This is a genomic window from Clostridium sp. C8 (genome assembly GCF_001010885.1).
GTDB lineage: Bacteria > Bacillota > Clostridia > Clostridiales > Clostridiaceae > Clostridium > Clostridium sartagoforme.
In genome coordinates this window covers 24,944-36,081 of record NZ_LBMX01000020.1, presented here as the reverse complement: position 1 = coordinate 36,081, position 11,138 = coordinate 24,944, and the positions used below count along the sequence as shown (strand labels likewise).

Here is an 11,138-nt window from a genome sequence, read left to right as displayed (position 1 = left end):
TAGCTTGATGGCTATGCCGTAACCGCTTTTGTTCCTTCTTTAGTTTTTATAGTTATAAAAAAATCTGTTGTCATTACAATTTCTTCAGTAGTAGCGGGATTTTTAGGATGCTGAATTCCTAATTCATTCGCAATAATTATACTATCTTCTATCGACAATAGTGAATACTGTTCTCTTATATCAACAACGCAATCTGAATATTCTAATAAATAAAAATAATTCCTTTCCATATCCTATAATAATTAATGTTGTCTTTTACTCTTTATTCCTTTAACTCTTGTAACTCTACCTAAATAAGGTTTATATTGTATTTTTATCCAGGATTTATATGAACTTCCTATGCCAGACCCAACCCTTCTTTAATCATTTTTTCAATATTGTTTATTCTTTTTCTTTTTGCCATTTCATCACCTCTTAAACAAAAAATGCTAGACATTTAATAAAAACGTCTAGCATTTGAAACTTAATTAATACCAAATTTTTCGTTATAGTATTAACATTTTATTTAATTTTGATTCAACTTTATTTTAGAAGTTTAGACTTTGTTTAAAAGCAACACCAAGAAGTGATGAAAATCATTTTGTAAAACTACAAAAGAAATCTTAACTAAAAATATATAAACAATCTTAATATAAAAAAGAAAATCAGGTTTTAATCCTGATTTTCTTTCTATTTTAATAACTTTTTAAAATAATATTTTTTATATCTGTGTCAGTTATACATATTTTATTTATGCCAATATAATTTATAGTAAGTGTCACTATTAATTATAATTCACATATTGATTCTGTTTTATTTATACTTTCCCCGCTATAATTAACTGAATTATCTGAATTGTTATTCCTTCTACTTTCAATCCCAAATCTTATTCCACAACCAGTTAATAATGTAACAGTTAAAGACACTATTAAAATAATCTTAGAGATTTTTCTCATATTATTTCCCCCTTTAAATTATATCTAGTTTCTTATCTAGATGATTTATTGATGTAATTACTAAAATTACCATCCACAATATCCATAATAAAGATGATATTATATCTATTTCTATAAAAGATCCTATTTCAATATATACATATGGAAATAGTTTAGTTATAAGCCAATTAATCTTTGATACAAAACCTTGGATAATTCCTCCACCTATTATAACTGTCAATATACATAATCCTAGATTTTTGATATATGATGAAAAAATTACTATAAAAGATGTAATTATTATATAAGCTATTGTAGTTCCATATGCTGTTGCTAATGCTGTTACCTTAACTGCATCAGCCATTGAATTTCCTGTAAAGCTTGTTATAACATACACAATAAGAGCTATGATTCCTTGTAAAATAATGAATTCCATATATTTTGCAATTATAAATTCCCAAGATTTAATTGGTAAAGTAAATATCAATTTACCTTTATCCTTTGATATTTGTGATGAAAACTTTATTAATGAAACTATAAAATTAACAACTAAAAATAAAGAAACAAATGCAATGTTAATAACAGATATAAATTCTGCTACAAATGGTATCCTTATAAATGTTCCACATGTTGAAAATATTAATATTACAAGCGCTATTATATATAATATTTTATTTATTCCTGAATTGTATTTACCAAAATTATATTTTAAAATATTAAAAACATTCTTCATATTTCTCCTCCTATAAATTATTCTGTGAATATCTTTCTATAAATTTCATCTACTGATGCTTTATATCTTTCTCTTAATTCTTCAGCGTCTCCATATTCTATTATTTTTCCTTCTTCTAAAAATGCTACTTCATCAAATATTCTCTCAAGTTCACCAATATAATGAGTTGTTATTATCATTGAACTTTCTTCACTTAAATTTTCTAATATAGCATCTAGAATTTTTTCTCTTGATACTGGATCAACACCTGATATAGGTTCATCTAACATATATAGTTTTGCTTTTCTACTTAAAGTTAAAGATAAACTAAGTTTTTCACTCATACCTTTAGATAATTCTTTTATTCTTGATTTATCATCTAAATTCATGAAGTCTAAATAATATTTCATTTTTTCTTTATCAAAATCATCAAAGAAATCTGCATATAAATTTATTGCATCTTTTATTTTCATGGTTTTATTAAAAATATTTCTATCTTGTAAAAATGCAATGTGATTTTTAGTTTCAGAATTTATAGATATTCCATCTAGTTTTATATCCCCTTTATCAACTTTTAAAAATCCTTGTATAGTATTTAAAAGTGTTGTTTTACCTTGAGCATTAGGTCCCATTATTCCTAGTACTCTTCCTTTTTGTAAACTTAAATTTATTCCATTTAATATATGCTTTCCTTTAAGAGACTTATATACATCATTTACTTCTAATAAATTATTCATTTTTATCCTCCTTATATCTTGATGATATAATTGCCAATATAGTTTCTTTAGTAAATCCTAATGCTTTAGAGTCTTCAATAAATTTATCTATTGTTTCATTAAATAATTCTTGCCTTAACTCATTAATCTTTTTTTCGTCTTCAGTAACAAATTTTCCAATTCCTCTTTGAGTATATATTAAGTTTTCATTTTCCAATTCTGAATAAACTTTTTGTATTGTGTTTGGATTAACCTTTAACTCGCTTGCATAATCTCTTACTGACAAAATCCTTTCCCCTTTCTTTAATTCACCTGCAACTATTTTCTTTTTTATATAAGCAATTATCTGAAGATATATAGGTTCTTTTGAACTCAATTCAAGTACCATTTTTTTATCTCCTTTCTTATCAGTATTACTGTATTAATTACATAGTACACTGATACTGTTGTTTTGGCTACTACTTTTTATAGTCAAATATGTTAATTAAATCTTATTACATTAAATTATCTCGCTATTACTCCATAATATATAGCTTTTTATTTATTTTTATTACTATAAAATTAATTTTTATAATTCCCTAAAGAAAAAAGAAGCCTCTGAAATAAAAATTAAGTTTTTATTTCAGAAAACTTCTCTTTTTGTGAATGGTCACAATACTAATTCTTTGGCGGTATATCCATATTGTATATTACCCCTAATTAAATTTGTTCCTGTGGCTTACTTTATTGAACTTTCGTATTGTTCAACCATTCTTTTTACCATCTCGCCACCTACGGAACCACATTGTTTTGATGTTAGGTTACCATTATAATCGCTAAATGGAACTCCTAACTCTGATGCAACTTCATTCTTGAATGCACTTAATCCTTTTCTTGCTTCTGGAACTAATGTTTTTGCCATCTGTAATTCCTCCTTTGGCTATTTGGTTTTGTAAACATTCTTTTAAATTTGAACTCCCTCTCATTTAAAAGCTTTTTGTTTACACTATTATATTAACCCTTATAAAAATTTATATGCTTAGTAATTTATAGCTACTTTAGAATATTTTATATAAAAGGATATTTTAAGTTTTTATGCACAAAATATGTATTAGATATAATACATATTTGGGAGGTTCTATATGAAGAATTCTATTTTAAAAAATAAAAATATTAATCATAATCCTATTTATATTTTTATTGTATTCTTAGCAACATTCTTTTTATTATATAAATTCATTATAACTATGGCTATTTCTAACGCTCCCGATAATATTCCATTTCTTCAGGATAAGTTCTTGATATTAGATATAAAGAAAAATTATAAACTGCCTCCTAGATTTAGGAGTATTCAAGAATTAAATATTTCTGGTTGCGCTCAATTTAGACCTAGTCAAATAGATAATATAAAGGTAGCCATAAATAGTCCTAAAATAATTATTGTAGATCTAAGACAAGAATCTCATGGCTTTATCGATGATAATCCAATAAGTTATTATAGTCTTTTTCAAACTATAAATAATAATTTAAATTCTGAAGCTACACTAAAATACGAATCTGAAGATTTATCAAAAATAACTTTAGGAAATAATATTCCAATCTTTAAACCTACTGGAGAATATTTAGAGTCAATAAAATCTTCAACTATACTAAACGAAGAAAATCTTTGTAAGAATTTTGGACTTGGATATAAGAGAATTCCTGTTAGAGATAACTTCATTCCAGCTCCCAATGAGGTTGATGACTTTGTAAATTTTGTGAATAATCTTGATGATGATGCTCATTTACTATTTCATTGTCATGCTGGAGAAGGGCGAACAACTATGTTTATGGCTATGTTTCAAATGCTAAAAAACAGCTCTAATTTATCATTATCAACAATACTTAATGATCAAATTTCTGTTGGAGGAATAGTTCTTACAGATAGTATGTTTAGAGGAACCTTTTTAGAGTATTTTTATAATTATACCTTAGAAAACAGCTCATCAAATTATAAAGAAAGTTATTCTAATTGGCTTAAGAATAAAAATGGTTTATATATTGAAGGGGCTCCATTATATGAAAATAATTAAATAATTAAAATGAGTTAAAGATATTATACTATTAAGTATTAATAATCTTTAACTCATTTTTATAATTTTAACTTTTCATGTATCTCTACTTTATTCATATCTCCAGACATTACTTCTATATTATCTTTAAAGTATATAAATTTATCTTTAGATAATCCTTTAAATATTATAGGAATAATCGGTGACTTTAACTTTTTATTCATTTCTGCTAAAGGAAATTCTATTAATAAATCTCCTTCCTTTACAATATCTCCTTCTTGCACAAATGCCTTGAAGCCATCACCTCTTAAATTTATACTATCTATTCCTATATGAATAAATATATCAAAACCATCCGTGCCTCTTATTGTTATTGAATGAAAAGTTGGTGAAATTGTTAAAATAATTCCCTTTATTGGTGATATTAGAACATTATTTTTGGGGTTTATCGCAAATCCATCACCTATAAGTTTCATAGAAAATATCGCATCTGGTACTTCTTCTAATCTTAATAATTTCCCAGTAACCGGTATGGTAATAAAGCTTTCTGTTTTAATTCCCTTTTTTATTTTCTCTATCCTTTTAGGCTTTTTAACTACTATCTCCTTACCATCCATAATATCTTTCATTTGTCCTTTAAGTATATCTGACTTTGGTCCAAAGATAGCTTGAATATTATCTCCTATTATCATTAAATCTGCTGATCCTAATGATCTAAGCTTACTTCTGTTTACTAAACTTAAATTCTTTACTGTAACCCTGACTCTTGTTATGCAGGCATCTAAATATTTTATATTTTTAGCTCCTCCAAAAGCTTCTAGTACATTATAGGCTAAGTCACCATCTGAAATATCTATATCAATTTCATTTTCTTCCTTTTCTCTTCCTGGCGTTTTTAAGTCTAATTTTCTTATTATATATCTAAAACCTAAATAATATATAACTGAAAATATAAGACCTATTATTATTACCCACCACCATCTTGTTCTATTTGGTAATATACCAAACAAGATAAAATCTATAAGTCCTCCTGAAAATGTCAAACCTATTTTAACATTTAAAATTTGCATTATCATAAATGATAGCCCTGCAAATATACAATGAGTTGCAAATAATACTGGTGCTACAAATAAAAACATAAACTCTATAGGTTCTGTTATTCCTGTTAAAAAAGATGTAAGTGCACCTGAAAATAATATACCTGCTACTAATTTCTTTTTTTCATTACTAGCTTCATGGTACATAGCTAATGCAGCTGCTGGAAGGCCAAACATCATGAATGGAAATTTTCCTGTCATAAATGTTCCTGCAGTGAAATCAACTCCATCTTTTAACTGTGCAAAGAATATGGCTTGATCTCCTATAATTAATTGACCTGATGAATTAATATATTCTCCAAATTGATACCAAAATGGATTATACCATATATGATGCAACCCAAATGGTATTAATGCTCTTTCTATAATACCAAAAATTAATGCTGAAATTGTTTGGTTTGTTCCTATCATACTCCTTGAAAATAATAATAGAAAGTTTTGTATTGGAGGCCATATTATAGCCATTAAAATACCTAATATAAGACCTGATATAGCAGCTACTATAGGTACAAATCTTTTTCCTGAAAAGAATCCTAAGAATTCTGGTAATTGTATATCATAAAACTTTTGATATATTAAAGCTGATGCCATTCCTATAATTACGCCTCCAAATACACCTGTTTGGAGAGTAGGAATACCTAAAACCATATCATACATTGGATTTGTCTCTATATTCATCGGACTTACACCTGCTGTTATTCCCATAGTAATATTCATTATCAAAAATGCTACAATGGAGGCCAATGCTGCAACCCCGTCCCCATTACTCATCCCAATTGCTACTCCCACCGCAAATATAAGTGGCAGATTAGAAAATATAATATCTCCTGAAGAAGACATTATATTTGCTGCTAATTGAATTTTATCTATAGCTAATATAGGAATCTTGCTTATTACATCGGCATTTTGAAATAACGTTCCAAATCCCATTAAAAGACCTGCCGCTGGTAATAGTGCTACTGGTAGCATCAATGATTTCCCTATTCTTTGAAGAATACCAAATGATTTTTTTAAAAATACAGTATTCATTTTTCCTCCTAATATACTAATTTGAATAATCATCTAATAAATAGTAATCCACATAATAAACCTTTATAATTTCCTAAAGAATAAAAAAAGGATATATATAAATTTGCTTATTAACTTACTTCACTCCAAGTAACTGCAAATTTATATATATCCACTTGAAGATTTAAGAAAGAAAATTATAAGAAGCTATTCAAAAATAAACTTTTTTATAATTTTCTAAAGAGTAAAAAATATATTAAGAACATAAATAAGTATTTTATTGATTACTTCTTAATACAGAAATAACTCTATGAATATGCATAGTTAAATATACTATTTCATCTTCATTTACTTTATAATCATAATTATTTTCTATATATACTTTTATTTTTTCTGCACAATCAAAAGCTTCTGGATAACTTCTTGATGCTATTTCTAAAAATTCACTAGTATCATTTTCATTTTGATTATTAGTTATTACTCTTTTCGCAAAATATTTAAGATGTGTTAACAATCTATCATAATTTAAATCTTCTTCATTAAATTCTACTGAATAATAATATCTAATTATATTTAATATACCTTTAATTATATTTGTTGCTACCACTGATTCTTTAGCAGTTTCTTGGTAGCTTGCATTGACAATATGCAATGCTATAAATCCTGCTTCGTCTTCAGGTAAGTTTATTCTTAGTTTATTATTTATATAGCCTACTGCCCATAATGCTATTTTGTACTCTTCCTTGTGTATTCTTCTTATTTCTTCTAATAAATCATTCTTTATTTGTACTTTATTTTTATATCTTTTTATTGCAAATGCAATATGATCAGATAAGGAAATATATATTTGCTTATCTAATTTTCTATTTAACTCTTTATCTGCATAAGTTATAATTTCATGTGCTAGTTCAAAAATTCCGTCTGGTATTTGATTTATAAGCTTCTTAAGTTTATTACCCATTCGCTTATCATCAACTACGAATACCTTTTCAATTTTATCATCTTCTATCTCTTGCCCTATTTTTCTTTTAAAGGCAATTCCAGACCCCATTAATATGACCTCTTTTTTAGTTTTTGGATCTATTGAAACAACTACATTATTGTTTAATATCTTTTCTACAATCATATCATTCTCATTCTCCTTATTTTGGAAAATAAAATACCTAAATTAAGATATTAACCTATCTTAACTTAGGTATTGCCTGCTTTACAGTAACAATCCATATTCTTACTTATAATTATAATATCATTCTCAATATTCACTGTCAAGGTTATAGGAAGTCAGCAATATAATTTTGTTAATTTTTACTAATTTTTATTTTGCTTAACTGGCAATATAATTATAAATTCACTTCCCTTCCCAATTTCACTTTTAACTATTATGTTTCCTTTATGAAGAGTAACCAATTGCTTTGTAAGAGTTAAGCCTAATCCACTTCCTCCATATTCTTCTGACGCTTCATTATACGCTTGGCCAAATCTATTAAAGATAGTTTCATGATACTTTTCCTCTATTCCTATCCCTGTATCTTTAACAGATATTTTCACCTTTTTATATAAATCTGTTATTTTAACTTCAATTCTTCCTCCCTCTGGAGTAAATTTAACAGCATTACCTATTAAATTAACTATACATCTCTTAATTTCAATACTATCACACTCTATTATTTTTTCTTCCATATCTGGATCTATAATAAGTTTAATATCATTTTCTTCAATAAAATCTTTCATAGATAAAACTGTTTCTTCTACTAAATTAACAATATCATGCTCCTTTATGTGTAACTTATATGAACATGATTCTATTTTTGAAGTATCAATTATATTATTGATCAATTTTAATAATCTATCCGAATTTCTTCTTAAAGTCTTCATATAATAATCTATTTTGTTTTTTGGTATTGGCTCATTTTTTTCATTTAAGTTAGTGATTAACTGTTGTGTAGATATAATTACATTAAGTGGAGTTCTTAATTCGTGGGACAAATTAACAAAATAATTATTTTTGTATCTTTCATTTTTAATAAGTTTATCGTAAAGTTCCTTATTTTCCTTGAGTTTATTATTTAATTCACTAGTTCTTTGTTCTACTAAACTATCTAATATCTTTACTCTATTCCAAACTACATATATTATTAAAACTACTATAGTAATATATATTATGTATGCTACAGGGGTTTCCCATGGCTTCATCCCAACCTCAAAGGTTAAACTCGTTGGAATACTCCAATCTCCACTTGAGTTTCTTGCAACTACTTTAAAGGTATATGTACCTGCTTCTAGATTAGTATAACTTGCATAATTTCTATTTTCAGAAAAAACCCATGATTCGTCTAATCCATCTAATTTATATGCATATTGAATCTTATTAACATTTCTATAATCTGGCATAAAAAAATTGAATTGTATATGATTACTTTTATAATTTATAAATATATTAGATAAATCTAAGAATTCGTGTTCTCTACTATAAACACTCTCAAGTGTAACGCTTGGTACAAATTTTTTTTCCTTTAATTCATGCGGGAAAAAATATGTAAGTCCATTTGTTCCACCAAAAAACATTTCTCCCTTAGTGCTTTTAAAATATGAAAAGCCATTAAATTCATTTCCTTGCAATCCATCTGCTGCAGTATATTCTATAAATTTATCTCTTTTAGTATCATATTTAGACAATCCATAATTTGTACTTATCCAAAGATTATCTTCTTCATCAATTAAAATTCCATAAATAAAATTGTTTGATAAGCCTTCGCTTTCTGTATATCTATAAAATTTTTCAGTTTCTCTATCAAACTTATTTAATCCATAGTGAGTTCCTATCCATAGATTATTTTTACTATCTATTGCAATTGATTTAACTGAATCAAAGCTTATACTATTATCATCATATTTGTCATTCTTATAATTCTTTATTTGTCCTGTAATTTTGTTTAAACTACTTAATCCACCATCTAGTCCAGATGCTATCCAAATTATTCCTTCATCATCTTCTATTATATCTGAAATCATTCCATCGGATATTCCATTCCTAAGTAGAATATCCGAATATGATTTAAATTTTTCATTTCTATCAAAAGTACATAAGCCCTCTCTAGTTCCTATCCAGAGGATACCTTCCTTATCAATATATAATGTTCTTACGTCATTTGAAACTAAGCAGTTATTACTTCCATTATTTAAAAACCTTGTAGATTCTTTAGTGGATTTATTATATCTAATTAATCCAACTTCTGTTGCTATCCAAATTTCATCATTTATTCCTACTATATCTCTAATATTATTTTCCATTAGTGCATTTGGATTATTTATATATTCAAACTTTGATATTTCACCACTTTTTCTATTTATTATATTTACTCCACTGTGTACAGTTCCTACCCATAAAAGACCTTCGTTATCTTCATATATTCCTGCAATCATTTTTTCACTTAATGAGTTAGGATCAATTGGATCACTTCTATAATTTTTAAATGAATTTTGTGGATCAAATAAGCTTATTCCTTCATATGTTCCAACCCATATATATCCTGACTTATCTTCAAATAAACTTAATATATTATTGCTTATTATGCTTTGCGTATCATATATTTTAGATTCAAAATTTATAAACTTTTTATTAACCTCATCAAATCTACTTAATCCATTATTAGTAGCTATCCATAACATATTTCTACTATCTCTTAATATATATCTAACAAAACTTCCAGGCAATGATTCATTATCTTCAGTATTATTTTCAAATACCTCTATTTTATCAGTGTTAATGTTTAATTGGTTTAATCCTCCACTATATGTGCCAATCCATAAATTATTTGCATCATCTGAATATAGTTTAAATATAAAATTATCACTAATTGAATTTTCAGAATCATTTTTGTAATATTTAACTATTTCATTTGAATCTTCCGGAACCTTATTTAATCCATTTTCAGTACCAATCCATAAATTATTATTATCATCTTTTATTATAGAGTATATAAATTGGCTACTTAATGTATATCTCTCATCCTCTGAATTATATAAACGTTCAAAATTATCTATATCACTATGATATATGTTCAACCCATCTTCGGTAGCTATATATATGTCATTGTTAGAATCTATCATTATTTCTGTTATATTACCATTTGATAGATTACATCCATCTACTTCTGGTAAATACATTTTAATCTCTTTAGTTTCTGCGTTTATCTTATTCAATCCTTTAGATGTCCCAATCCAAATATTACCTTCTGCGTCTTCATTTATTGCCGAAATATAGTTACTACTTATACTATTAGGTTTATCTTCTTTATACCTAAATATCTCGAACTTATCTCCATTATATCTATTTAATCCATCTGTTGTTCCAATCCACATATACCCTTTACTGTCTTGAAATATGTATTCAATAGATGTTTGAGATAGACCATCTTCAATAGTTATTCTCTTAAAATTAATATTTTTATCTTCATTAATTAGAGCAGATACATTTAAACTTATATTAGTTAGTATAGTAACTATCACTAATATATTAAGTATTATTTTGTATAACCTTTTATTCATCCTCATCCCTCGTAAAAAAATATAAATTTCAACTTTTTAATAAATATATTATATCAGATTTATTGTTTATTTATATAATTTTATGCATTTTTAGGCAATTCTATATTTTTTAT

At 26.1% G+C, this 11,138-nt stretch carries 10 protein-coding genes; 1 reads left to right on the top strand and 9 read right to left on the bottom strand.

Going from position 1 to position 11,138, the window contains the following annotated elements; all coding sequences use genetic code 11:
- Positions 1-11 precede the first annotated feature (11 nt).
- The 6 genes from AAT22_RS19350 to AAT22_RS03400 form a co-directional block, all read right to left on the bottom strand.
- The gene (locus AAT22_RS19350; RefSeq protein WP_052953899.1) at positions 12-230 is read right to left on the bottom strand and encodes a TnsA endonuclease N-terminal domain-containing protein; all 219 of its coding nucleotides are present in this window, start codon (positions 228-230) and stop codon (positions 12-14) included.
- 537 nt (positions 231-767) lie between these two features.
- Positions 768-935 carry a hypothetical protein gene (locus AAT22_RS18985; protein WP_156174279.1) on the bottom strand — a complete coding sequence of 56 codons (168 nt, stop codon included), beginning with the start codon at positions 933-935 and terminating at the stop codon, positions 768-770.
- A gap of 13 nt (positions 936-948) precedes the next feature.
- Positions 949-1,647 (bottom strand): hypothetical protein, encoded by a 699-nt coding sequence (locus AAT22_RS03415; RefSeq protein WP_047000258.1) that lies wholly within the window; start codon positions 1,645-1,647, stop codon positions 949-951.
- Between the two features lie 17 nt (positions 1,648-1,664).
- The gene (locus tag AAT22_RS03410; protein WP_047000257.1) at positions 1,665-2,363 is read right to left on the bottom strand and encodes an ABC transporter ATP-binding protein; all 699 of its coding nucleotides are present in this window, start codon (positions 2,361-2,363) and stop codon (positions 1,665-1,667) included.
- Positions 2,356-2,730 carry a GntR family transcriptional regulator gene (locus AAT22_RS03405; RefSeq protein WP_016208011.1) on the bottom strand — a complete coding sequence of 125 codons (375 nt, stop codon included), beginning with the start codon at positions 2,728-2,730 and terminating at the stop codon, positions 2,356-2,358. The genes AAT22_RS03410 and AAT22_RS03405 overlap by 8 nt, the downstream gene beginning before the upstream one ends.
- Before the next feature lie 330 nt (positions 2,731-3,060).
- Positions 3,061-3,243, bottom strand: coding sequence for an alpha/beta-type small acid-soluble spore protein (locus AAT22_RS03400; protein ID WP_016208012.1), 183 nt, complete (start codon positions 3,241-3,243; stop codon positions 3,061-3,063).
- A 220-nt stretch (positions 3,244-3,463) separates the two neighbouring features.
- On the opposite strand from AAT22_RS03400, the gene AAT22_RS03395 reads away from it, so the two are divergent.
- Positions 3,464-4,393, top strand: coding sequence for a hypothetical protein (locus AAT22_RS03395; protein WP_052953898.1), 930 nt, complete (start codon positions 3,464-3,466; stop codon positions 4,391-4,393).
- A gap of 59 nt (positions 4,394-4,452) precedes the next feature.
- Here the strand turns inward: AAT22_RS03395 and ptsG are convergent, their stop codons facing one another.
- The 3 genes from ptsG to AAT22_RS03380 form a co-directional block, all read right to left on the bottom strand.
- Positions 4,453-6,498, bottom strand: coding sequence for a glucose-specific PTS transporter subunit IIBC (ptsG, locus tag AAT22_RS03390; protein ID WP_047000256.1), 2,046 nt, complete (start codon positions 6,496-6,498; stop codon positions 4,453-4,455).
- A 256-nt stretch (positions 6,499-6,754) separates the two neighbouring features.
- The gene (locus AAT22_RS03385) at positions 6,755-7,603 is read right to left on the bottom strand and encodes a PRD domain-containing protein (RefSeq protein ID WP_047000255.1); all 849 of its coding nucleotides are present in this window, start codon (positions 7,601-7,603) and stop codon (positions 6,755-6,757) included.
- Between the two features lie 182 nt (positions 7,604-7,785).
- Positions 7,786-11,025, bottom strand: a complete 3,240-nt coding sequence (locus AAT22_RS03380; RefSeq protein ID WP_047000254.1) for a sensor histidine kinase — start codon at positions 11,023-11,025, stop codon at positions 7,786-7,788.
- Positions 11,026-11,138 lie beyond the last annotated feature (113 nt).